We start from the raw sequence: 23,001 nt of genomic DNA on the forward strand, positions 1-23,001 counted from the left end.
TCGGACTGCGCCGGATCGACCAGGATGCGACGGACCAGTCCGAGGACACGGGCGGCCGTACGGTCGTAGAAGACGGCGAAAGCTTGCTGGTTGCCTTCGGCGACGAGGACGAGGAGGTCGTCGTCGGAGCGCTCGGTTCCCAAGGGTGGCGCAGGTGCAAGAGGCATGACGGTCAGTCCAGGTGGCTCGATGGTCGGGGTGGCGTGCCCCCGACAGCACCTAGTGGACTCTATGCGCCTGAATCGAACGTGGTGACCCCAGAACGAGGGACAGAAGTTCTGTCTGCGCCGATCGTCAACAGCCGCCGTGCGGACGAGGAGGCGACCGGCGCGGTGAGCAACGCGCCCGTTGCCGGCGAGCTACCCCAGGAGCAAGGGCGGAGCGGTCGACGACGTGGCAATCGACACGGTGGCGCTTGCCTCGTCTGTCGGCTGGCCCGAACAGAGGAAAACCCCCTCCTGCACGGATGCAGGAGGGGGCCCACCGGGATCATCGACCCTCGAGGCAGGACGAGGGCCGGTGCGTCGTCACGGAGACGACCCGGGTTCCGGGCCGCACCTCGCGAGGCGGGGTGCGGCCGGGCAGGTGTTACTCCGTGGCGGCGGTGATCTTCGCGACGCCGACGAGCATCTCGTCCTGGACGGCGTCGGTCTTGAAGGTCTGGTTCAGCAGCGACGCGGCGTCGGGGCTGATGTGGACGGTGGTGCCCTCGAGGACGGCGTTCGAGCCCTCCATCTGGATCGGCTTCAGCGTGCCACCCCAGAGGTTGAACAGGTAGGCGTCTTCGGCGGCGACGGCACCGTTGACGGTCACGGTGCCGTAGAGCTTGCTCTCACCCGGGTCGATGCGGAAGTCGGTCAGTTCGACGACGGTGCCGTCGGCCGAGGTCAGCGACAGGCCCGAGCCGTCGTGGTCGATCTCGCCCTGGACGTAAGGTCGCACGTCGCTGTCGGGGCCGTAGTAGTCGACGTTGCCACCGGTGATCGGGAACGAGAACGTGCCGTCGGTGAAGGTCGCGGTGCCCACGACGCCGGGGGTCAGGCCGAGGCTGGTGATCGCGTCGACGAAGGACTGGTCGACGGCGACCTGGGTGTCGACACCGTTGCTGAGGTCGGCGATCGACGCGGCGGGCGTCGACGCGGCGCTGGGCTCGGACGAGGACGAGCTCGACGAGGACGACGTGTCGGTCGACGAACCGGAGTCCATCGAGCACGCGGCGAGCGAGAAGATCAGGGCGCCCGAGGCGACGAGGCCCAGCGTGGTCTTGGTGATGTTCTTGCGAGTGAAAGCGTTCATGGTGAAGCTCCTTGTCAATTGGTCCCGGTGGGGATGTACTGGGTTCGCCACCGGGCCCGAAAAGGATTGGAACGCATCATCTTCGTTACCCGCCCGTGACCGACTCGGAGCCGGCGCTCACATGGTGGCGCCACGATCCCCGCCCCACTGCAGCCGGTTGACTATCGGGACCCTGGAGCGGCTGTGACGAGGTGCATCCCGGTTCGTCCGGGGGCGACGTCGACGAAGCCGCGTTGCTCGTAGAGGCGCCTACCTGGTGGGTCCGCCGTGAGGGTCACATAGGCCCCCGAGGGCGCGTGCTCGGCGATGTGAGCGAGGAGTGCGTCCAAGACTGCGCCTCCGATCCCTCGGCCCTGGTGGCCGGGGAGGGTGGCCATGTCGGCGATGAGGAAGTACCAGGCGCCGTCGCCGATGACACGTCCCATCCCGACGACGTCCCCGGCGGTGTCGACGACGTGCCGGAAAGTCCAGGAGCCGGTCAGGGCGCCGGCGCCCTGGGCTTCGTTCTTGGGTGACAGGCCGCTGTCGAGTCGTAGCCGCAGGTAGTCGGCCAGGGGTGGCGGTCCGTCGAGGAGGCGGTAGTCACGGTGCAGGGGCATGCGTCGAGTCTTCCTGACGACGGGGCGCGGGACGGGCAGCCCCGAGGGGCTTGCCCGCCCTGCGAGTCCCTATCGGCTTGCGGCGCGTGATCGTGTCGCGGTGACGATGGCGTCGACGACGACGAACCCGATCAAGGAGATCCCGAGCAGGGGCAGGAACCATCCGATGCCGGCAGCGACGACGATCACCGCGGCGGTGCCCCACCAGGGTGCCCGGGCGAGGGCCCCAGCGGCGGCGGGCTTGCCGATCAGCGCCCCCGGGCGGGTGGGGCGGCGCTTCCACCACATCAGGTACCCGAAGACGACCATCGTCGCGATCCCGAGGGCGGTGATGACGAGGACGATCTGGTTGGCGAGACCGAACTGCTGGCCCATGTGAGTGTCGATGCCCCAGCGGGTCAGTTTCGCGGCGAGGTTGAAGTCCTTGAAGTCGGTGCGGTCGACGACTTCGAGGGTGTCGCCGTTGATGGCGACGGAGTCGACCTCGGTGGGCCAGCTGCGCTGGATCTCCTGCACGACCCAGGCGGTGTCGGCCGTGGTCGGCGGGGTGATCTGCACCAGCCCGGTGTTCACGTTGACGCTCCGGGCGACGCCGAGGACCTCGTCGAACGTCGTCGGCTCGATCACCGGTGCTTCGGCATCGTCAGTTGTGGGAGCGGCGCCGTGGCCGGCATGGCCTGCGTGGTCGCCGGTGGCGGTGGGGCCGCCGGTCTCGGTGAGGGCGGTATCGACGGAGGGGGTTCCCCAGTCGAGTGCTGCACGCAGCTTGTCGACGTTGGCGCCTCCGTAGGTGGACCACGTGATCCCTGTCGCCGAGAGGAACAGGGCCCCGACGAGGAGCCAGATCCCGATGGAGGCGTGCCAGGAGAAGATCCGCCGGTACCCGGTCACCTTGTTGTTCGGGCGAACCATGTCACGCCGGGCCCGACGGGCCTTCCGGTACCGGATGACCCAGAGGGCGGCACCGGCAAGGACGACGACACCGAGCCACGACGCGGCGAGCTCGGAGTAGAGGCGTCCGGCGTCTCCGAGGTGGAGGTTGCGGTGCAGGTGGTCGACCCAGGTGCGGATGGGGAGGGCGCCGGAGGTGCCGTAGGTGGTGAGGTCGCCGCGGATCTCGGTGGTGCCGGGGTCGACGAACACCGACCGGGTCTCGCTCTCGCCTAGCCCGGTGCCGGTGAACATGACCCGGGTCGTGTCTTCGGGCTCCGGGGCCGGCCGGACGGCGACGAGGGTGTCATCGCCGGCGTATGCCTCGGCCGCCTCGACTTGTTCCGCGAGGGGGAGCGTGGTCGAGGTGACGGGGGCGTGCAGCTCGCGGTCGTAGACGACTTGCTCGATCTGCGGGGTGACGGCGTACGCGGCGCCGCTGAGGGCGGCGATGAGGATGAACGGGCCGACGAGGATGCCGGCGTAGAAGTGCAGCCGGAGCAGCAGCTGCCCCAGCCACCCCTTCGAGCTGGTCGGGTGCGGGGGAGGGGCGTCAGAGGCCGGGGTGGGGCGCTGCAGGGTCTCGGTCATGGTGTCTTTCGTGGCTCGTGAAGGAGGCGGTGCGGTGACGTGCGGGAGGGTCAGAAGAGGGTGTCGCCGATGTAGCCGCTGCTGGTGCAGCCGGGCGGTATCGCGAACACGGCCGACCCGACGGGGGTGATCCATTCGTTCAGCAGGTCCAGGTCGCTCAGGCGTTGTTGAAGGGGGACGAACTGGGTGGTGATGTCGGCTTGGTAGGACACGAACAGCAGCCCCGAGTTCGACACCGACGACCCTGGGGTGGGTGCGTCGTCGTAGTTGTAGGCGCGGCGGAAGATGCGCTCGTCGGGGTTGTCAGACCGGGCCCGGCGCATGTGGGAGAACTCCGGGATCACCGGGAACCCGATCGGGGTCTTCGCCTCGAAGTCCGCTTCGTCGTGTTCGTTTACCCCGGTCAGAGGTGCCCCGTTGGCCAAGGTCCGGCCGACGGATTGCTCGCGCCCGGACCGGTCGAGCTTGTCCCACTTGTCGAGGTCCATCGAGACGCGGCGGAGCACGAACCCGGTGCCCCCTGCCATCCAGGCCTGACCGGTGTTCCGCCAGACGAGCTGATCAAAGTCCGCCGTTCCGGGTTCGAGGTTGACGGTCCCATCGACCTGGCCGAACAGATTCCGCATGGTGGTGCCCTTCAGCTCCGACCCGGAGGCACGCCGGAACCCGGTCTGGGTCCACCGGAGGGTGGCGAAGGAGCGGGTGTCCTTCAGCAGCATCCGTGCGGCGTGGGCGACGGTCATGGGGTCGTCGGCAGCGATGTGCATCAGCAGGTCGCCGTCGCCGTAGGCCGGGTCGAGCCGGTCGACGCTGAACGCCGGCAGCGGCCCCAGCCACGTCGGGACCGCCCCTGCACCGGCGGCACGGGTGACGAGGCCGGGCCCGAACCCGAAGGTGACGGTCAGTCGTGCGGGGACGTAGGCCAGTTCGGGTTCGCTGTCCGCAAGGGCTGCGTCTCCCTGGCTGAGGCGGGCGGCGTCGTCGGTGAGGACCTGCATCATCCGTCGCAGCGCCGCCGCATCTGTCCCCGGGAGCAGGTCGAGGGCGTAGTACACGGCGTGGGCTTGGGGGGCGGTGTCGATGCCGGCCTGGTGGGTGCCGTAGAACGGGATTGTCTCGGCACCGGAGAGCTTCGCGTCGGCTGTCTCGGCGGTCGAGGTGGTGCCTCGGGCGGTGTAGCTGAGGCCGATGGCGCCGGCGGCGCCGAGGCCGGCGGCCGCCCCTCCGAAGAGGAGATGCCGCCGGCTGACGCCCCGAGGAGCGTCGTCAGGAGTCGTGTCGGGGGTCACTGGTCCGCGTCCGTGCCGGACATGTCCATGTCGGACATGTCGTCGCCCTCGTAGGTCTCGTTCGCACCCGAGTAGTCCTTCGCGGGAGCGGTGAACTCGTACGTCGACCCGTCGGTGAGGGTGAGGGTGAATCCGACCTCGTCACCGGCGGCGACGGGAGCGTCGAGGCCCATCATCATGAGGTGGTTCGCACCGGGAGCGAGTTCGTACGAGCCGCCGGCGGGGATGACGAACCCGCCCTTCTTTTCTTGCATGACCATCTCGCCGGCGTCGTTGGCAACGGTCTCGTGCAGCTCCATCATGGGCGAGGCGTCGGACTCGGCCTTGACGATGGTGACGTCCTGGTCGGAGTCGTTCTCGAGGGTCCCGAACGCTGCGGACATGCCGGAGTCGGCGGCCTTGACCCAGGCGTCGTCGATCGACAGCGAAGCTGCTTCGGTGTTGGTGTCCGCTTCGGCGCTGTCCTGGCTGGCAGCGCTGCACCCGGTGAGGGCGAGCAGGAGAACAGCGGAAGCGGCGAGGCCGGTGGTGGTGAGGGTACGCATGGGGATCCTTTTCTGTAGGTGGTGGTGGGTCAGGGAAGTCATGAGGTGCGGCGGCTGCGGAACCAGAGGACGCCGCCGAAGACGGCGACCCCGGCGACGGCGCCGAGGAGCCCGATGACGACGGTGGAAGACACCGTGCGAGTCGTCGACGTCGCACCAGACGCCGTGCCCTCGTCAGGGCCGGCCGCGGCAGGGTCGGCGGCCGCCTGGGTATTCGAGCCGGTCTCTGTGCCGGTGTCGGCGGTGAGGGTGGCGGTGCCGACGGCGAAGTCGTAGACACCGGAGATGGGGTGGCCGTCGCTCGACACCACGCGCCACCGCACCTGGTAGATCCCGTCGGGCATGCCGGCCTTGATCGCCTGGACGGCGTTGGGGCCGTCGAGGGCGACGGGGCCGTCGGCCCAGTCCTTCTCGGTGTCGTCCATCACGAGCACGACGGCACCGACTTCGATGAGGGAGTCGGTGTAGACCATCGACACCTCGGCCGGGGCGGTGTCGACGTGACCGTCCTCGCTGGGGGAGGTCGAGATGATCTGGTCGTGCGCCTGCGCAGGTGCTGCGACACCCACAGCGGCGGCGATCGCGAGCAGGACCGCGGCGAACACGGCACCCGCGGTCCGGGTGGGGGTGCGGGAGGTGGTGGGGATCATGACTCTCTCCGGGGGGTGTCGGTGCCGTTGAGGCGGGCGAGCTGGTCGTTGTAGGCGCGCAGGGTCGCGTCGTCGTCGCGGTCGGCGTTGCGGTCGTACCGTTTCGCGGCGCGCTCCTCGGACCGCGACCACTGACGGACGACCATCAGAGCGACGAGGACGACGGGGAACTCGCCTGCTCCCCAGGCGATGCCGCCGCCGGTGACCTGGTCGGCGAGGAGGACGGTGTCGTCGGTGGCGTCGAGGGCGTGCCACCAGTCGAGGGCGAAGACTTCGGTGCCGGACATGATCGCCAGGCCGAAGAAGGCGTGGAACGCCATCGTGGCCAGCAGGATGATCAGCCGCATCGGGTACGGGGGCCGTTTGGGGCCCGGGTCGATGCCGATGAGGACGAAGAAGAACAGGTAGCCGCTGATCAGGAAGTGCACCGTCATCAACAGGTGCCCCTGATGGGTCTCGAGCGACCACCGGAACCAGCCGGTGTAGTAGAACGCGATCAGGCTGCCCGCGAACACCACCGCGGCGACGATCGGGTGCGTCACGAGCTGGGCGTAGCGGGAGTGCGTCAGCAGCAGCACCCACTCACGGACGCCGCGGCTGTAATCCCGCCGGGCCGGCAACAGGCGCAGCAGCAGGGTGACGGGGGCACCGAGCACGAGCAGCGGCGGCACGTACATCATCAGCAGCATGTGCTGGATCATGTGGGTGCTGAAGTGCGCCGCCCCGTAGACGCCGGGGCCACCGCTGGTGGCGTAGGCGAGCATCACGCAGCCGGCCACCCACGGGACGGTGCGCGCCGCTGACCACCGGTCGCCGCGCCTCCTGAGCCCCACGACCCCGGCGAGGTACAGACCGGCGAAGACCGCGGCGATCGCGAGCCACGCCCAGTCGGGGTGGAACGCGGTCAGCATGCGGGACACGGACACCGGTTCGGGGAAGGTGAACCCGATGAGCGACGACCGCGGGTCGACGTTCGCGATCGAGGTCTGAGGCACCGGAGGCGCGCTCCGGGACAGCGCGACCGAGAGCCCCATGGCCACCGCCATCAGGACGACCTCGGCCAGGGCCAGCCGCACGAACCCCCGACGACGGGTGGGCTCGCGGACCAGGCCCGGGATCACGCGCCGTCGGTGGAGGGCTCCGGCGACACCGAGGGCGACGAGGATGAAGATTTTCGCTGACACGAGCAGCCCGTACTCGGTCGTGACGAGGTCGCCGATCCCAGTGAAGCGAAGCGACACGTTCACGACACCCGAGAGCGCCACAGCGACGAAGGACCAACCCGCGAGGGCCGAGTACCGGGCGGCGACGACGGGCAGGCCACCACGGACTTTCTTCCGCAGGAGGACCAGCGCGGTCAGGCCGCCGACCCAGACGGTGACGCCGAGGAGGTGGATGGCGAGGCTGTTCACCGCGTTGGCGTGCTCGTCACTGCCGGCCGCATGCCCGGACAGCGAGAGGGGCAGCAGGGCGAGCAGGGAGAGGGCTGCCGCGGCGCCGGTCCACGAGACGCTGCGGGTCAGGTAGCTGATCATGAACACGACCAGCACGCACAGGGTCGATACGACCAGGGACTGTCCCAGCTCGAGGCCGGTGGCGAAGAACAGGAACTGGCGGCGGAAGATCGGGTCCGACAGGGGCACGCCGATGACGCTCGCGGCGGTGAGGACGATGACGACGCTCCCGGCGAGGAACCAGACGCCGGCAGCCCGCGCCGCCCAGCGGGCGGCGGTGAACTGGGTGAAGCTCAGCACCCCCGGAGCACGGTTCTGCCCGGGGAGGGCGAACGCCGCGAGCACCAGCAGCCCGATGGTCACGGTGGCTGCGAGGTCGTGCACGATCCGGGCGACCGGCAACCCGTAGGTGACGAGGTCGCCGGGGTCGACGATCAGCGTCTGCGTCGTCGCGCCGGTGAACAACAGGCCCAGCAGCGTCACGACGACAGCGAGGGGCACGCACGCGACCAGTACAGAGCCGACGGGGCGCAGCGGCGGCAACGGGGTGACGCCGGTCTCGAGGTCGACGTCGTCGAGCTCGGGCGGCCGAGTACTCACGACGACTGTCCACCGCGAGGTCGCGGGTTCAGAGAAAGAAGGAAGGGGAACAAGGGAGACGTCCTGACAGGCGCCGACGTGCGGCACCGAACAGACCACCCACCACGGCCACACGAGCCGACGCGGGGGTCGAGATCACGGTCACACCCGGCATCAGCTGACCTCGCGCCGGGTACCGGCGGAAAGGGTCAGGGACGGGTGTGCGACACGCTCGCGCCCCTTAGAGAGAGGCGTCGAGCGTCACGAGACGGCACCGGGTGGTGTCGTCGCGGAGTGACAGGTCAGGCGACGGCCGGCGGGCCGCGGTGAGGCTGGGTCGACCAGGCGAGGCCTGAGTCGTGCGGGACGAGACGGGCCACCCGTGCCACGACAGCCCGGAGCTGCACGGGCTCGGCGACGAGCACGAGAACGAGCCCCAGGGCGCAGACGACTGCCGAGACGCCCTCCCGAGCGAGGTCGGCCAGTGCCCGCAAGGTCCGCTCTCCGAACCAGATGCCGACCACCGTCGCGACAGCGGCGACACCGTGCGCGATCCACATGGAGGGGCCAGCGTGCATCCCAGCCATCCCCGCCATCCCGGAGGCGTCACCGCTACGCAGGATCAGGGCGTCGTGACCGTGGTGTCCACCACCGGTCGCCGTCACCGCACTGGTGCTCGCGCCGAGGGAGAACAGGGTGTGGAACGCGAGCTGCGCAAACGCGACCGCGATCGACAGGCGGACCGCTGAGAGCTTCTTGCCCGTCACCGCGACCGCCAGGGGCAGGGCGAACGCCAGAGCGAGGCCGATGCCGAGAACACCCGGTGCAGAGCCCCCGCCGGCGACGTGGGAGAACGCGGCAACGGTGAGAGCGAGAACGGTCGTCAGTGAGCCACGAAGAAGACGTGACCACCTCGACCCCACGACGTTCTCCTCACCTGTTGCGGAAGACGCCCAGCTTACGGGGAGCGTGCAACGGAACAGCAGTTGGCAGGGCGGGTGCAGCCCGGGGTCTCTCGACTTCGAGCGACGCCCTGCAAGGTGTCCGATGGAGGAACGTTCACCGAGATCAGTTTCGGACTGACCTATCGAGACAGCTGGCGCCCCGTAGCTTCGGGGGAGCGGCTGGCCTCCACCGTTGATCGGAGAACGATCGCCTAACGGGACGCGCTTTAGCAATCGAGACTGAGCAAACTGAAGACAGACCTGAATTACCGATGCTTGACCCTGCTAATTGATATAGATAGCTTAAGCGTATGGAACCCCTCACGCGGATCACGGTACCGACCGTGGACGTTCTCAATGCCTTACTCGCCCACGAGGGCCCGACGTGGGGACTGGCGGTCATCCGGGACACAGGCCGCCTACCAGGCACCGTCTACCCCCTCCTCGAGCGGCTAGAGCGGCTGGGTTGGCTTGTCTCATCGTGGGAAGAATCCCCCGAGCGCCCTGGGCCGAGGCGGCGGCTCTACGACTTCACCTCTGAAGGCAAACAGGCGAGTATCGCGCTGGTAGCCGCCAGAGTCCAGAAGGGTGAGTCAAGCCTGCCGTTGGGAAAGCCCAGACCGACCTTGAGTCGCTGGGCCGTGGCGACGTCGTGAGGCGTATCGAGCGAAGTGTTGCCCTGATTGCCGAGCAGGTCGAAGAAGCCGTCCTGGAAATGGCCGTGCTCCTCTCAACAGCATCGCATCGAGACAGCAGGCGTGAACAGTGGCGTGCCGACCTTGAACACGCGGACGAGGTCGGCGTCTCCCGGGCGGCCCTTCTCTCAGGAGCCCTCGGTACCGCGCTCCTACACCGCCAACCAATGAGACAAAAAGATGCGGAGAGCCCCGTGTTCGCTCCAGTTCTTAACGCCCGCCCCCTTCCACACAGCCTGCCAACCGTCCCACTGCTGATCCTGTCCGCCCTGCTTTCCATGCTCTCAAGCTCGGTTGCGCTCGCGCTTCTTGGATCATTCATCGGCACCCCTGCCCGCCAATTCGCGTATTTCTCCATCCTTATCCTCGCGAGCATCGTCCCCGCGGCACTCGCAGCGGCCGGCGTCCTTCTGGGAACTAAGGACCGAAGGGTTCTCCTGCTGGGCAGCCTCACAATGCTCGCGCTGGGCATCATCTGGGCTCTCATCCTCGTCGGGCACATTCGACTGGACTACTGGCTCGGCGCAGGACTTATCGCCTCCGCCGCAACCCTGGTCTGGACACTTAGTAGTGGCACCCGCGGAAGCCGGCTAACGGCAGCCCTCATTCCGTTCGTGATCGCCGGTGCCACCAACTTGACGCTGTCATTTGGCGTCGTCACCGGAATCTGGTCGACGATCGGCCTCCCCTTTCTACTCACGAATCTGTTGCCGTTCGTCGCCGCCGCCCTGACCGGCGCAACCTTGGTCCGCATCTCCACCCCGGCCCTGCACATCCAGCCGGTTCTGCAAGCGATCGTCAACCGAGACGGTCATCACAGCTGAGATCTAGTAGACCTCTCTCTATTCCGTCGCGTAGACTTTCCGGCGGTAGCTAGGGATGAAATAGTTCCCCGAGCGCCAATTCGAGAAACCCACGCCCCGGCGTGGGTTTCTGCGTTAACCCGTGATACTTGTCCACGTGCTGCTTGCGTACATAGACGAAATTGGGGAAACCGGTGCTTTCGTGAGCCGCGATCACAACCGGTATAAGACGAGCCCCGCGTTCGGCTACGCCGGCTTCATCATCCCTGAGCACAAAGCGCGTTACTTCGGAGCCTTGTTCCAGGCGGCTAAGGGAGAACTGTTTAAGAAAGAACTTGCTGAAGCTGAGCACTCTGGCCGGTGGGAGAAAAAAGGCTCGGACGTGTTCCGCCCGGACACTCGTAGTAGGTACCCGGCCCAACTTCGGGTGTTTTCGAGTCTGGTGAGCGAGGTCGTCAAAGGCGGCGGGAACCTCTTCTACTACGCAGACCAGAAGCCCATCGGGACACCGAAGCAGGTCGCGCCGCTCGGCAATACGGAACCAGCCGACCGTGAGACAGCAGCCATGCAGGAGGCACTTAACCGCATCGCTCGCCACGCGAAGACGAAGAAGTCGAACGTGATGGTTGTCATCGACCAAATTAACGAGAAGACCCGTGCCGAGCGACTTCCCCGCATGTACAGCCACATTCTCGGCCGGGCCTCCGATCACTCGGAAATGCGTCGAATCATCGAGCCGCCGATGCACGTGGATAGCAAGTTGAGCGCGAACATCCAGTTTGCCGACTGGGTTGCCGCGTGCGTCACCCGCGCGATCGACTACCAGCTCCTCGACCCGTCACCGTATGCCTGGGTTACCGAACCCGCAGCGCTGCCGAACGTCCGTAGCTCATTCACGTACGAGTCAAAATTGCACCTGTGGCAGAGCAGTATTAAAGATCCGAACAATGCCGACATTTTCGGCACTGCTCGCGTGACGTACCCGACAAGAGGCACCCTTGCCAGCAATATGCAGGGAGAAGCTCCGCCCTGGGAGGCCATGAAGGCGGCAGCGGCAGCTAGAGGACGAGCGACGCGCTGACGCTCCGTAATGCTGCCCGCTAGGGCACTGTGGATAACCCGTTGGCTGCATCAGTTGTCGTCGTCCTCATCTGAAGTCCACCCGGCAGAACCATCCCAGTCGCCCGTGACGTGCCCGAAAAGAAGATCATTCCACGTCGTAGCCCCCGCGAGGTGGCCCTGCGCCCCTCGGAGCCGCCACCCAACCGCCACGAGTTGGTGCACCAAGGCGACTGCCTGATCAAGCGACACGACCTGCGCGTCTGGCGCACCCCCCTTTCGGTCGCTTGCAAGGCGCACGCGCAGACGTGGGTGTCTACCGTCGAACGCAGCCGCGTCCGGGTGGGGCTGATCGTCGGCGGCAATGGTTTCGACAAGAAGGTCATGCACGTATCGGTTGCGTTCGTTCCAGGCTGCATCAGCGTCGTTCACCACTGCCATCACAGCGGCCCAAGTCCTTTCACTGAACGGCACTTGGGCGAGGTAATTCTTGCAGCCTGCCAGCGTGGTCGACCACTGCGGTGCAGCTTCTCTGAGGGCATCACGGTCCATTCGACCGTTGAGGGTTGCCAGTAATGCGCGTAGGCGTGCGTCCACGTTCACCGACTCAACGACGATCCGCCCAACGACGTACACCCACTGATGGTGCACGGATAGATTTGGCAGGCCTTCGAGACTCATAGGCCAAAGGGTGCCACGTCCTCCGATTCGCCCAGGCGTTAGGTGAGGAGCTGCACCGGGACGTCGATCGAGACGTCCTCGCCCTCGACGGTGGCGAAGCCGGTCAGGGAGCCGATCGAGTCGACCCCGAGGGCCGCGTCGACGAACTTGACGACCACAGAGGAGCCTCGGTTGTCGACGTACGCCGCGTCGTAGTTCGCTTGGGTCGCGCTCGTGAACTCGAAGATGAACGCCTTCGTCTCCGTGGGGGAGAACCGCACACCGAACTGTTTCACCGGACCGCCGCTAGAACCCGCGAGGGTCAGGCCGTAGGTGAACCAGTCGGCCGGCACGTCGAGGGGGAGCGGGCCCCCGAGGTCGAATGTTGCGGTGATGTTGTCGTCGTCGACCTCCACCAAGACCAACAGCAGCTCGCGAGGCTCCGGGGTGCTCATGCGATCAGACTAGGGCCGGTGGTCGACGTCGGTGGCGCGCCGTACGCTCCCGCCGTGGGAGTCCGAGGGTCAGGTGAAGCTGCGGCGAAGATTCTGCGCCGGCCGATCCCGACGCACCCGCTTGCAGTGCCTCCGATCCCTGGCACGTTCGGTGTCTGGCAGGTCCGCCGGGATCGTGCCGCACCCCTTGGCTACGTCCTCTCGCGGGCCGAGCTGGGGGGCAGCCTGAACAGCGCCGTCGCGTGGATGATCCAGCACGAGGCCGAGCTGTCAGCCCTGACGGGGCGGCTGCATCCCGAGCCGGACGAGTGGCCGTCGTGACCGCGGGTAGCGCCCGGGCATGAGCTGGTTCGTCAGGCACCGCCCCAAGGGCGACACGAGCGCCGACGCCGTGGCCGTTGAGGTCAACGCCCCGACGCCGGCCGACGCGATCGACCAGGTGCGCGCCACGCTGCCCGAGGATCGCATCGTGACCTCGGTCGCTCCCTACTGAGCCCGAGAGAGTCGTCAGGGGCCACGCGTAGCTTGGCTCCGGTCAGCTTCCCCCCAAGCTGGCCAAGAGCTGCCGGGCGGTCCCTAACCCGCTAGGCAGCAGCAGCCCCCGCATTCCGGCTCCCCCCAGCCGGGCGAGGGCTTCTTCGTGCGCCCTGATCGTTCTCGAGTCCGGTGCCGGCCGACGAGCGCTCGTGTCAGATGACGGCGTAGGCGATGGTCGCGGCCGCGACGATGCCGGCCGCGCAGAGCGTCATGATTGCGCGCCGAGACGCGGGGCGGTTGGCGCGAATGTCTTTCACCATGAGCACCATCGCGACCACGGCGATGACCACCATGACGGCGACGCCTAGGAGGATCACGACTCGCATCATCACGGGTCGACAGTAGCGAACGGCCCGCTTTGCGGTCCGGGGGAGTCGCTGCGCTCCCGGGGGAGCCGCTGCGCGGCGCTCAATGCCCTTCGGGCACGTCTTTTTGCCGTGAAGCCTTCGGCGGCTCGGTCGCTGCGCTCCCTCGTAGCCACCTCCGGGACTCCGTTCAAGTGGCTACGCCACCGGCTCCTCCGAGAATTTCGGCACGCGGTCGCAAGCTCCCTTATTTCGCGCCGAAATTCTCTCCCCGGCCGCCCTCCGGGTTGCACTGCGCCCTCCGGTCGCTAAGGCGGAAAACCGCCTTCACGGCAAAAAAACGAGAGGGAGAGGAAGCAAATGCAGAAGCAGTAGATCACCACCGTGACCACGTTCGTTCCGGTCGTCGGGGAGGGCGAGTTGCAGCGCCAGCTCCGCAAGTTGGGCGAGCGCGACTCGGACCTTTCGACGTTCGCGCGGAACGGGTGGGAACTCGCCCACACGGCGACCATCACCGGCCCCGAGGTCATGACGTTCGTCGACACCCTCACCCGCACCGACAGCGAGTGACACAGGACGGGAGGGACCTATTCGAACTAGGTCCCTCCCGCTCCACCCATCATCACCGATCGACCCAGGAGCAGGAACCATGACCACCACCGCTACCAAGACCCGCCGCCCCGCTAAGACCGCCGCACCCCGCAAGAGCATGGAGGAGAAGAAGGCCCAGGCCGCCGCCCTCCACGAGTCGATCGCGACTCAGGTCGAGAGCTTGCGCGATTCCGACCGCTGGACCGCATTTCTCGACTTCGCGTCCGCGTTCCACGCCTACAGCCTGGGCAACGTGTTGTTGATCCTCAGCCAGCGCCCCGACGCCGAGCGCGTCGCCGGGTTCCGCAAGTGGCAGGGCCTCGGCCGCCAGGTCCGCAAGGGCGAGAAGGCCGTGCGGATCTTTGGCTACAGCACCAAGAAGGTGACCGAGGAGGACGAGAACGGCGAGGGTCAAGAAAAGCGCATCGTCAGGTTCCCCATCCTCTCCGTGTTCGACATCGCCCAAACCGACGTGATCGAGGGGGAGACGGATCGAACGATCGTCCGGCAGCTCACCGGCGCCGAGGACCACGGCATCGTGGACGCCCTCAGCGCCTACCTCGACGGCGAAGGCTGGACCGTCGAGCACCAGGACCTCACCGGCGGCCGCAACGGCTACAGCGACCCCGAGGGGCAGCGCGTCGTGATCGGGAACCACCTCAGCCCCGAGCACACCGCCAAGACGATGATTCACGAGACGGCTCACGTGCTCATGGGTCACGTCGACGACCTCGCGGAGTACGCCGAGCACCGCGGCCTCATGGAGACAGAGGCCGAGAGCGTCGCCTACGTCGTCGCCGGGCTCGTCGGGTTCGACACCAGCGCCTACAGCGTCGGATACGTCGCCGGATGGGCAGACGCCGACGTCGAGTTGATCCGCGGCACGGCCGCCCGCGTGCTCGCCACCGCGCACCAGATCGCCGCGATTCTCGACCCCGAGGACGAGGACACCGACGAGGCCGACGCCGCCTGACAGCGGCAGGGGCCGCGGCTAGCGCCGCGGCCCCCCACCCCGGCGGCCGAGCCGCCACCGCAGCCCCACGACCCCCCAGGAGAACCGCCGTGCTCATCACCTACAGCCGCCCCAAGGACCTCAACCCCCAGCAGCTCGACCCCGCAGCCCCCGCCGCGGACCTTGACCCCGCCGGGTACGAGTGCGAGGCCGAGACGGTCGACGTGCTCGGCACCCCGTGGAGCTGCACCCGCCGCCGAGCTCACACCGACGACGAACACCGCGCCGTGTTCGGCCAGCTCGGAGACGGACCCGCCGAAGCGGTCGCGATCGCATGGGCGTACGAGCACGGAGGGGCCGGTCACGGTCCGGCCTCTCCCGAGCCCGTGCACACCATCACCGTGACCGTCACCAGCTCGACGCGCGCGCCCTGAACCGGCGGTGCTCGCCCGCCCGCGAGCGGCCGGGCGAAGGGCCGGCCCCTCGCGCTCCCTGCACTACGCCAGCAATGCAGAGCGGCCCTTCCGCTTATCGGAAGGGCCGCAATGCGGGTCAGGCGGAGGCCGCTACTTCTTGCCGCCCGACTTGTTGTTAGTGCCGTCAACGGGCTTGTAGGTGCGGCCCGCCACCTTCGTGGGCGGCAGCGGCTTGTTCTTCGTGCTTGTCACCTCGTGCTTTCCCACGATGCCGCCGCGGGGGCCGACTTCGAGGTACTGGCCGCTGATGGGTGCTTTGTTGCCGGGGCGCAGTGCGCTCATGGTGGTGCCAATCTGCAACACCCGACCACAGCCCGAGCGTGGACGCCGGTTGACGTCCAGGCCCGGGCCGGGGTTACGATCGAATACGAAGCCCGCTAAGTTTCCGTATCCGACCCCAGTTGGCCGTCGACCCTCACAAGGGCTGACGATCTGCCAACCGGGGTCGTTTGCGTTACAGGACCAGAGTACCGCGACGCCCGTCACGCCAAGGGCGAAAATCGCCTCAGACGGCCACTCGTGGCTGTCTGAGGCGATTTCAGGGCATGCCTGACTAATACAAGCCATTCGGACCCTACTCGGCCGGTAGGGCGCCACATGTGGCGTCACCCCATAGTGCGTTCCCTGTAGCCACGGGGATTTTCACGTCGGCGCCACCGTCGGCGCCGATCGGCGCCGCTAAGTCGTCATCCCGGCGCCGCGGAATATAACGGTTGGGTTACGAAATCCTTCTGTGTCGAGGTCTTGCAAAAGGTGCCCAAATTCTGGCTTTAGAGCATCCTGCGCAATTTTCACCGAAGCAGGCTTCCTTAGAGTCCCGACCCAAGCGCCGGCACTGCCGGGCCCTGTGCCGGGGCCGTTTCTTTGGTCGTGGAGCCTGGGGCAGCGTGCGGCCGATCGGGCTCCGCTCAACCGGCTTTCGCGGCATACCCTCCCTCGCTTCGCTCAGTCCGCTGTTCCACGACCAGTTGCACGGCCCCCGATCGTCCTGCCGGCCATTCCATCGCCTCCACGGCCAAAAAAACGTGGGGAGAGAGGGAAGAGGCCACGACCCAGACCATCGACACCAACGCTCCCGACGTCGTTCGGTTCCTCAACGCGTTCGATAACCAGATGCTCGCCGGAGACGTCGGCCCCCAATTCACCTGCGGCGAGGTCGAGGCCCTAGCCGGGATGCTCCGAGCAGTCGGGGCCGAGGGTGCGGTCGTTGCTTGGATCGAGGGGCGCTCATGTGGAGACGACGATATTGACGACCTCCACCGCCGACCGGAAGCCGCATCAAGATAATAATAGCCCCCCTTGTGCTTGCAGCAATAGGGGGAGTATGCTTTTGAGTACGAAAGGCAACCGAGGGGGGGTGGAATCGTGATTACCGTCTACAGCAAGCCCGACTGCATGCAGTGCCGCATGACCTACCGAGCGTTCGATGCAAAGGGGCTCGACTACCAGGTGGTCGACGTCACCGAGAGCGCCAATGCCCTCGAATTCGTCAAGGAGCTGGGCTACCTCACGGCCCCCGTCATCGTCGTGTCCAAGCATGACCACTGGGGAGGGTTCCGCCCCGACCACATCGACCGCGTGGCCGCCGGGGGAGCGACCGAGAGTGAAGCAGTCGAGGCATAGCCATGGACGAGTTTGGGTGGGCCGAGGAAGAGGTGCCGCCTCCCACCGATGCCGACGCGCCACCCCTCTACGACGACCCTTCCAGTGACGTCGAACCGTGGGAGCTGACTGCCTCGGAGAAGCGCATCTATGAGGCCGGGTTCACCACGGCGTACCTCCTGCGAACCAACGAGCACGAGCAGCTCGCCCGAGAAGTGGAGCGACTGAACCACGAAGCCGACCGCCTCTACCGAGCCGCCTACGACCACCGCAACTGCTCCTGCTGGAAGGGCCGTCACCACACAGTCACACCGCCCGCACACCCTCACTGCCGAAACTAAGGAGACCGCCATGACCGACACCAGCCCCACCCCGGCCACCATCACGGTGACCCTCGAGCTCACTGAGGACGACGCCCGCAGCATCCTCGTCACGGCCCTTCAAGAAGCATCCCGTGCATCAGCCGACAACGCCCTTCGAGCCGGCGACTACAGCGACCCCGACGTCGAATGGGCCGAGAGCCAAGAACGGCAGGCCCGCACCGCTTGGGCCCTTGCCCAAACCGTTGAGGCACAACTTCGGGCCCACGGTGCGGGCCCCGAGGGGCAGGCGTGACCGGCACCCGCACTCTGAAGGCCACCGCCACCCGTGATGGGCGGTGGTGGCTTGTGCGGCTACCCGAACTCGACGCCATAGGCCAAGCCCGAACCGTCCGAGAGATCCCCGACGTGGCAGCCGAGGTCGCAGCCCTCCACCTCGGCGTCCCACCGGACAGTGTCGACGTCGACGTCACCGTGCACGTCACCGAGGAAGCGGAACGGCTCTGGGTTGCAGCACTCGAAGCCGAAGAGCAGGCCCGGACACTGCAGCAGCGCGCAGCACAACTGCGCCGCGACGCCGTCCGCACCGCACGCGCAGGCGGCTACAAACTCGACGCCGCAGCCGCTGCCTTCGGCGTCAGCCCCGGCCGCATTCAACAACTCGCGAAGACCCCACCATCCGAGGTGTGATCTGGCCGCAGCCCGACAGGTGGGGGAGTGGGCTGTTTGCTGTTGCTAGCTCTTGATAGCTTCCGCTAGCTCATCCGCCACAGCCACCAAGGCATCCCAGTCGTAGGAATCAGCCTCGCGCGGGCGAAGGAAGTTCACCCGGATCCGCAACGGCTCCTCCGTCCCCACGAACAAAGCGTTCCCCGACGCCTTCGCCAGCTCACCCTGGACGTCGAGCAACGTGCCCGGGCCTTCGAGGTCGTGGGCCTTGAGCTGCTTTCGTGCGGTGGCGATCGACTTCGACAGGGTCTTCCGGGTGGCGGCGTCGAGGTTGCTGGTGCCCCATTCCCTCGCGAGGGTGTGAAGGCCAGCAAGGAACTGCGCCGCCTCGGCATAGACGACGTCATCCCTGGTGGAGACGCGGGTAAAGCGGTTCGCTTCGATCTCGACCAGACCGTAGGTGTGCAGCTGCGCGATTGCCTCCCGCACCGGGGTGCGCGACACCCCCAACCACTTCACCAACTGATCATCGTTCAACCGCTCGCCCGGCTCGAGAGTGCCATCGACGATCGCGGCAAGCATCTTCTCGAAGACAACATCGCGTAGGAGACGGCGGGGACCTGCTTCAGTGGTGGCTGTAGGAATCGGCATGCACCGATCCTTGCACATAGTGCGTCTGGTATACCAGTGCATTCAGTGGTTTCGGGGTGGGGGACAAGGTCGAGATTTAGCCAGCAGCTCGTTGGCCGATGGCTAAGTGGGGCTGTGTGCGCAATGGATGGCGTCAGGTCGTTGGGATTCTGTGATTCGGGGTGGGATTGCGGGTGTCCTCGGGCTAGGGTTGGGGCATGGCCACGATTGAGCTCAAGGCGTACACCGCATCCGTTCGGACGGATATGCCCGAACTCGTGGGGGCGCTGCGCGACGTGCTCGGGGCTCAGCTCGTGGCCTACATCGCCGGCGTCAAAGAGACCCGCGCGGTTCGCCAGTGGGCCGAGGATGACGGTCGGCGTCCGCAGCCCAAGCAGGAGCAACGGCTCCGCCTCGCTTACCGGGTTGCAGCTCTGCTGCTCGATCAGGACGCCCCTCGGGTGGTGCAGGCCTGGTTCCAGGGTATGAACCCGCAGCTCGATGACGTCGCACCGGCACGCTTTATTCGCGAGACCGACGGCGATGACGCGAAGGTCCTGGCCGCCGCGCAGAGCTTCGCCGCGAACGGATGATCGACCCGAACCACCTGCACCACACGTCCACGCCGTCGTCGGTGTGGCGTGTGGGGCGTCGGCCGAACCCCTGGGACTGGGCGCCCTGGCGATACGCCTCCGCGGACACCGGCACCTTCTCCGGTCGCTGGGACTCACCCGACCCGCACACCTACCGAACGACCTACGCCGCCACCGAACCCCAAGGCGCCCTCCTCGAGGTCCTCGCCCGTTTCCGACCGGACCCCTCCCTCGTGGCTGCCATGACGGAGATCGAGACGGACGAAGCCGATCAGGCTCTCTATCCCACGCAGCCGGCCGGCACGGTTCCGGCTGAGTGGTTCGCCGCGCGGTTGCTCACGCGGGCGTCTCTCGCCGGGAGCTACCTCGACATCGCCCACTCCGAGACCGTCGCCGGCCTCTGGGGCGAATTCGCCCACATCGCGATCGCCGAGCACGGCCTGGCGGACTTCGACGGATCTGCGCTCCAGAACGCCCATGTGCGCCCACTGACTCAAGCCATCAGCGCCCGGGTGTACCGAATGACCACCGACGACGACGTTCCCTTCTTCGACGGCATCCGATTCCTCTCGCGTTTCGGCGCCGACCAGGAGCTCTGGACCGTCTTCGAGCAACCTGACGACACCTCCACCAGCAAGCTACTGAGCGAGATCCAGACGATGAACGTCTCCGAGAGCGATCACGACGTGGCCAAAGCCATGAAGACTCTCGGTCTCACGCCCGACGAGGACTGAGCGCGAACGCCTCCGGATCCGGCACGGTGAGCGCTGGCCCTGCTCCCTGCCTGGCCCGCGCAAGGTCGGACTGATCGCGGGGGAGCGGAGACATAAGGTGCATTATCGGCATCCACTGGGTCGTACGCTTCCCCGGGTTGGCGTCATGTGGACCGGGGCGGCGTAGTCCGGCGAGCAGCCGACGCGGTTTCTCTGCGCCGGTTCGGAGGCAGTTGTCGATGTCGTTGACGTGCACCTTGATGGCGCTGGCTGTTACTTCCTCGGCAGCTGCCCGACCGTCGTCAACTCTGCGAACCGTTGGAAGAGGACCCGCTGCCGGTCAGCTTCCGAGTTGAGCGTGTTTCGGGCGCCGAACGCCTTGTCAACGACGCGGTCCAATGCGTGATGCGCTGCAACCAGGTTTGGGTCCATCGCGTCCGGGTTGTAAGCGTCCTCCAGAGGCCGGCCTGGATGCAGGTCGCGCGCGTCGAGCACCTTCTGCCCTGCCGCGATGACTGCCGCCCGGACTTTGTCGGACACCTTCGGCAGCGGCAGCGTGTTCCAAACCAAAGTATTTGAGAAATTAGGATCGGATTTCAGGCGGCCACCGACGGTCTTCTGCCAGGTGATGAACATGGCCGAAGACATGATGGCGAAGGCAAAACCGTCTGGATCGTCGACCTTGTAGACCTTGTTCCCGGCGATGACATCTCCTGACAAACGAGCAGCGGTCGCCCACAGTCGACGATCGCTGAATACGGACGGAATGCCGAGGTAAGGAGTTGTCGGTTGCGAGCGTTGTCCGAACAGGTGGGGGGTGAGAGCCATCTTTCGAGTCGACTCCGCTTTCGAGCGCTTCCGCATCTCCCGGACGCCATCGAGCCGCTTTTTGAGCACAGGTGACCGCTGCACATCTTTCGGGTCGAGGTCCGTCATCCAGAGGCACCAGCGCTTCTGCCCGTTGATGAATTCCTCACCCATGACAAACGGGCGCACGTACTTCATTGCGATCGGGTCAGCCGCGACTTCGTTGTACTGGTCAGGTTCGATGAGGAGGTTCTTCCCGTCCCGCGGCATGCTGCCCATCGTCACCGCCGGCAGATCCGATGCGAGGACGGTCCGCCGCTGCTCGACGAGAAGGTTCGGGCCGTCGACGAGATACGCGTTGATCTCCTTCACGGCTTCGGATCGGGGAGTGCTCCGGAGCGTGTCGTAGAAGTACAGCCTCGGACTGGTAGCGCCCCGACCCCCGCGATCGAATCCGACGATGACGCAGTGCACGGCCGCAGCGCCGGGGGCTTCAGAGGTCCACATGAACGTGCGGTGCGCGAAGCGGATGCGCCACCCCGCGGCGAAGACCGGGCCAAACAGCGTCGCGACCGGTTCACCCTGCGTGATTGAGTTTGTGGATACGAACGCGAACCGACCGCCGGCGACCCCGTCCAAGTACTCGACGGCCTTCTTGTACCAGGCGGTGACGTAGTCGAGCCTGCCAATGTCGTCACGACCCCACACGGCGCGGAGATCCGCGGTCTGCTCGTCGCTGCGACCCCGATGGCCTTTGAACGGCGGGTTGCCGACGACGATGGTTGTAGCGCTTGGGCTGAGAACGTCAGCCCAGTTCGTGCGAAGGGCGTTGCCGACGTGGACGGTCTCGATCGTGCCGAGCGGGAGCGAGTCCGGAGCCATCCCGAGCTCGAGGCTCATGGCCTGGTTTGCCTGATGATCCGCAAGATGCAGAGCGGTCGCGGCGATCCGTGCTGGCCACTCCTCGATCTCGATGCCGAAGAAGTGCTCCGGTTTGACGACGAGGTCGTCGCGGGTGAAGAACATCTGCGGCAGCTCGGACGTGTCGCCGAGCTGCCGGAGCCGAACAAGGACGGCCAGGTCAAGTGCCCGCAGCTCCCGGTATGACAGCAGAATAAAGTTCCCGCAGCCGGAGGCTGGGTCGAGGACACGGATGTCGCCAAGGTCGCGGCGAAGCTTCCGCAGGCCTTGTACCGAGTGCTGCTCATTGGCAAATCTGGTCTTGAGGTCGTCCAAGAACAGTGGTCCGAGCGTTTTGAGGATGTTCGTCTCGGTCGTGTAATGCTCACCGAGTTGACGGCGTGCGGTCTTGTCCTTCACTGCTTGGAATAGCGAGCCGAAGATAGCCGGGCTGATGCCGGACCAGTTAAACCGGCATGCGTCGAGGAGCTTGTTCCGCATCTCGGAGTCGAACGCTGGAATACTGATGGGTTCGGCGAACACGCCGCCGTTGGCGTATGGCAGCCGCTGTAGCGATTCATCGAGGTGGCCAGGCTTGACCTTCTGGTTCAGTACCTGGAAGAACATCGCGATCTGCGGGCCGAGGTCGGAACCATCGTCGCGGGTGCGGTCCTCTATGAAGTCAACGAAGAGGTCCCTGTCCCAGAGCCCGGAGTCGTCGGCGTAGAGGCAGAACAGCACACGTACGAGGAATACTGACGCTTCATGGTCAGGGTATCCGGACTTTTCCAAGGTCTCGTAGAGAGACCCCATGATCTTCGCCGCCTTGACGGAAGCGGTTTCCTGTTCTACGGATCCGAACGACCGGGTCTGGTACCCGGCGAGGAACGCGAGCTTTTCGGCATTAACTGCGAGATCGACCAGCGGGAATGCCTGGACGGCGCCTTCGGTGCGGTCGTGAAGGTCGAGGACGCGGAAGGTGTGGAAGTCGGACGTGACGACGTACCGGGGTGCTTCGGCGTCCGTGAGGTCGTCGATGTAGTCCAGTGCTTGTTGCTCCGCCTCGGCGAGATTCTTGCCGCTAGATTTCATCTCCACGAGACATAGGCCCGGCACGAGCGCGTCGATGTACCCACCGGAGCCAGTCGTGGAGCGCTTGGCACGCTTCTCGTACGCGGCGGCTTTCGTCTCGGTGATGCCATACACGGCGAGGAGGTCACGGACAAACGACTGGGCTTGTTGGCGCTCCTCGCCAGGCTCGTCCCTCCACTCGGAGATGAACTTCGCTGCCTGCTTCCGGATCTCATTTAGCGACCTGTTTGCCACGCCGTGCCACCCCTCCTTTGCGCGGAAGCTG

28 protein-coding genes are annotated in these 23,001 nt (G+C 66.4%); 14 read left to right on the forward strand and 14 right to left on the reverse strand.

The features are described from left to right. Positions 1–588: 588 nt before the first annotated feature. From IFT88_RS16235 to IFT88_RS16270, 8 genes are all read right to left on the reverse strand, one after another. Positions 589–1,296 (reverse strand): hypothetical protein, encoded by a 708-nt coding sequence (locus IFT88_RS16235; RefSeq protein ID WP_192121867.1) that lies wholly within the window; start codon positions 1,294–1,296, stop codon positions 589–591. A 161-nt stretch (positions 1,297–1,457) separates the two neighbouring features. Further along, positions 1,458–1,895: a GNAT family N-acetyltransferase gene (locus IFT88_RS16240; protein WP_192121869.1), complete on the reverse strand. Its 438-nt coding sequence runs from the start codon at positions 1,893–1,895 to the stop codon at positions 1,458–1,460. Positions 1,896–1,964: 69 nt separating this feature from the next. Further along, complete coding sequence (locus tag IFT88_RS16245) at positions 1,965–3,416, reverse strand: PepSY-associated TM helix domain-containing protein (RefSeq protein WP_192121871.1); 1,452 nt, start codon at positions 3,414–3,416, stop codon at positions 1,965–1,967. 50 nt (positions 3,417–3,466) lie between these two features. Then, positions 3,467–4,705: a Dyp-type peroxidase gene (locus tag IFT88_RS16250; protein WP_192121873.1), complete on the reverse strand. Its 1,239-nt coding sequence runs from the start codon at positions 4,703–4,705 to the stop codon at positions 3,467–3,469. After that, a complete protein-coding gene (locus tag IFT88_RS16255) occupies positions 4,702–5,250 on the reverse strand; it encodes a copper chaperone PCu(A)C (RefSeq protein ID WP_192121875.1) in 549 nt (182 codons plus the stop codon). Before IFT88_RS16255 ends, IFT88_RS16250 begins: the two co-directional genes overlap by 4 nt. 38 nt (positions 5,251–5,288) lie before the next feature. Then, positions 5,289–5,900: a copper resistance CopC family protein gene (locus tag IFT88_RS16260; RefSeq protein ID WP_192121877.1), complete on the reverse strand. Its 612-nt coding sequence runs from the start codon at positions 5,898–5,900 to the stop codon at positions 5,289–5,291. Further along, a complete protein-coding gene (locus tag IFT88_RS16265) occupies positions 5,897–7,954 on the reverse strand; it encodes a cytochrome c oxidase assembly protein (RefSeq protein WP_192121879.1) in 2,058 nt (685 codons plus the stop codon). Before IFT88_RS16265 ends, IFT88_RS16260 begins: the two co-directional genes overlap by 4 nt. 281 nt (positions 7,955–8,235) lie before the next feature. Next, positions 8,236–8,856: a hypothetical protein gene (locus IFT88_RS16270; protein ID WP_192121881.1), complete on the reverse strand. Its 621-nt coding sequence runs from the start codon at positions 8,854–8,856 to the stop codon at positions 8,236–8,238. A gap of 332 nt (positions 8,857–9,188) precedes the next feature. Here IFT88_RS16270 and IFT88_RS16275 point away from each other — a divergent pair, with 332 nt between their 5' ends. From IFT88_RS16275 to IFT88_RS16285, 3 genes are all read left to right on the forward strand, one after another. Continuing rightward, positions 9,189–9,533 carry a PadR family transcriptional regulator gene (locus IFT88_RS16275; RefSeq protein ID WP_192121883.1) on the forward strand — a complete coding sequence of 115 codons (345 nt, stop codon included), beginning with the start codon at positions 9,189–9,191 and terminating at the stop codon, positions 9,531–9,533. Beyond that, on the forward strand, positions 9,530–10,396 hold the full coding sequence (locus tag IFT88_RS16280; protein WP_192121884.1) for a hypothetical protein: 867 nt from the start codon (positions 9,530–9,532) through the stop codon (positions 10,394–10,396). The genes IFT88_RS16275 and IFT88_RS16280 overlap by 4 nt, the downstream gene beginning before the upstream one ends. Before the next feature lie 136 nt (positions 10,397–10,532). After that, positions 10,533–11,456, forward strand: a complete 924-nt coding sequence (locus IFT88_RS16285; protein ID WP_192121886.1) for a DUF3800 domain-containing protein — start codon at positions 10,533–10,535, stop codon at positions 11,454–11,456. Between the two features lie 50 nt (positions 11,457–11,506). Here IFT88_RS16285 and IFT88_RS16290 read toward each other — a convergent pair whose 3' ends face one another. Together IFT88_RS16290 and IFT88_RS16295 are read right to left on the reverse strand one after the other, a co-directional pair. Then, positions 11,507–12,115: a hypothetical protein gene (locus IFT88_RS16290; RefSeq protein ID WP_192121888.1), complete on the reverse strand. Its 609-nt coding sequence runs from the start codon at positions 12,113–12,115 to the stop codon at positions 11,507–11,509. A 38-nt stretch (positions 12,116–12,153) separates the two neighbouring features. After that, on the reverse strand, positions 12,154–12,549 hold the full coding sequence (locus tag IFT88_RS16295) for a hypothetical protein (RefSeq protein WP_192121890.1): 396 nt from the start codon (positions 12,547–12,549) through the stop codon (positions 12,154–12,156). A 126-nt stretch (positions 12,550–12,675) separates the two neighbouring features. Between IFT88_RS16295 and IFT88_RS16300 the strand changes: the two genes are divergently transcribed. Further along, positions 12,676–12,870, forward strand: a complete 195-nt coding sequence (locus IFT88_RS16300) for a hypothetical protein (protein ID WP_192121892.1) — start codon at positions 12,676–12,678, stop codon at positions 12,868–12,870. A 19-nt stretch (positions 12,871–12,889) separates the two neighbouring features. After that, complete coding sequence (locus IFT88_RS16305; protein ID WP_192121894.1) at positions 12,890–13,042, forward strand: hypothetical protein; 153 nt, start codon at positions 12,890–12,892, stop codon at positions 13,040–13,042. Positions 13,043–13,238: 196 nt separating this feature from the next. Here IFT88_RS16305 and IFT88_RS16310 read toward each other — a convergent pair whose 3' ends face one another. Next, entirely contained in the window at positions 13,239–13,403 is a 165-nt protein-coding gene (locus IFT88_RS16310; RefSeq protein ID WP_192121896.1) for a hypothetical protein, read from the reverse strand. 372 nt (positions 13,404–13,775) lie between these two features. Here IFT88_RS16310 and IFT88_RS16315 point away from each other — a divergent pair, with 372 nt between their 5' ends. From IFT88_RS16315 to IFT88_RS16325, 3 genes are all read left to right on the forward strand, one after another. Further along, positions 13,776–13,961 (forward strand): hypothetical protein, encoded by a 186-nt coding sequence (locus IFT88_RS16315; protein ID WP_192121898.1) that lies wholly within the window; start codon positions 13,776–13,778, stop codon positions 13,959–13,961. Positions 13,962–14,040: 79 nt separating this feature from the next. Continuing rightward, complete coding sequence (locus IFT88_RS16320) at positions 14,041–14,955, forward strand: ArdC-like ssDNA-binding domain-containing protein (RefSeq protein ID WP_192121900.1); 915 nt, start codon at positions 14,041–14,043, stop codon at positions 14,953–14,955. Between the two features lie 89 nt (positions 14,956–15,044). Further along, the gene (locus IFT88_RS16325; protein ID WP_192121902.1) at positions 15,045–15,368 is read left to right on the forward strand and encodes a hypothetical protein; all 324 of its coding nucleotides are present in this window, start codon (positions 15,045–15,047) and stop codon (positions 15,366–15,368) included. A gap of 132 nt (positions 15,369–15,500) precedes the next feature. Here the strand turns inward: IFT88_RS16325 and IFT88_RS16330 are convergent, their stop codons facing one another. Then, positions 15,501–15,692 (reverse strand): hypothetical protein, encoded by a 192-nt coding sequence (locus IFT88_RS16330; RefSeq protein WP_192121904.1) that lies wholly within the window; start codon positions 15,690–15,692, stop codon positions 15,501–15,503. A gap of 1,080 nt (positions 15,693–16,772) precedes the next feature. On the opposite strand from IFT88_RS16330, the gene nrdH reads away from it, so the two are divergent. From nrdH to IFT88_RS16350, 4 genes are read left to right on the forward strand one after another with little or no spacing between them, the layout of a single operon-like run. Continuing rightward, entirely contained in the window at positions 16,773–17,033 is a 261-nt protein-coding gene (gene nrdH, locus IFT88_RS16335) for a glutaredoxin-like protein NrdH (RefSeq protein WP_192122031.1), read from the forward strand. A 2-nt stretch (positions 17,034–17,035) separates the two neighbouring features. Continuing rightward, positions 17,036–17,353: a hypothetical protein gene (locus tag IFT88_RS16340; protein WP_192121906.1), complete on the forward strand. Its 318-nt coding sequence runs from the start codon at positions 17,036–17,038 to the stop codon at positions 17,351–17,353. 10 nt (positions 17,354–17,363) lie between these two features. Next, positions 17,364–17,627 (forward strand): hypothetical protein, encoded by a 264-nt coding sequence (locus IFT88_RS16345; RefSeq protein WP_192121908.1) that lies wholly within the window; start codon positions 17,364–17,366, stop codon positions 17,625–17,627. Then, positions 17,624–18,022, forward strand: coding sequence for a hypothetical protein (locus tag IFT88_RS16350; RefSeq protein WP_192121910.1), 399 nt, complete (start codon positions 17,624–17,626; stop codon positions 18,020–18,022). Before IFT88_RS16345 ends, IFT88_RS16350 begins: the two co-directional genes overlap by 4 nt. Positions 18,023–18,067: 45 nt before the next feature. On the opposite strand, the gene IFT88_RS16355 is transcribed toward IFT88_RS16350, so the two are convergent. After that, positions 18,068–18,652, reverse strand: coding sequence for a GntR family transcriptional regulator (locus IFT88_RS16355; RefSeq protein ID WP_192121912.1), 585 nt, complete (start codon positions 18,650–18,652; stop codon positions 18,068–18,070). 197 nt (positions 18,653–18,849) lie between these two features. On the opposite strand from IFT88_RS16355, the gene IFT88_RS16360 reads away from it, so the two are divergent. Both IFT88_RS16360 and IFT88_RS16365 read left to right on the forward strand, forming a co-directional pair. Continuing rightward, positions 18,850–19,224, forward strand: a complete 375-nt coding sequence (locus IFT88_RS16360) for a hypothetical protein (RefSeq protein WP_054146476.1) — start codon at positions 18,850–18,852, stop codon at positions 19,222–19,224. Next, positions 19,221–19,958, forward strand: coding sequence for an RES family NAD+ phosphorylase (locus IFT88_RS16365; RefSeq protein ID WP_192121915.1), 738 nt, complete (start codon positions 19,221–19,223; stop codon positions 19,956–19,958). Before IFT88_RS16360 ends, IFT88_RS16365 begins: the two co-directional genes overlap by 4 nt. A gap of 252 nt (positions 19,959–20,210) precedes the next feature. On the opposite strand, the gene IFT88_RS16370 is transcribed toward IFT88_RS16365, so the two are convergent. Beyond that, positions 20,211–22,970 (reverse strand): class I SAM-dependent DNA methyltransferase, encoded by a 2,760-nt coding sequence (locus tag IFT88_RS16370; RefSeq protein WP_192121917.1) that lies wholly within the window; start codon positions 22,968–22,970, stop codon positions 20,211–20,213. Positions 22,971–23,001: the final 31 nt, after the last annotated feature.

It is taken from the genome of Frigoribacterium sp. CFBP 8751 (assembly GCF_014841545.1).
Taxonomy (GTDB): Bacteria; Actinomycetota; Actinomycetes; order Actinomycetales; family Microbacteriaceae; genus Frigoribacterium.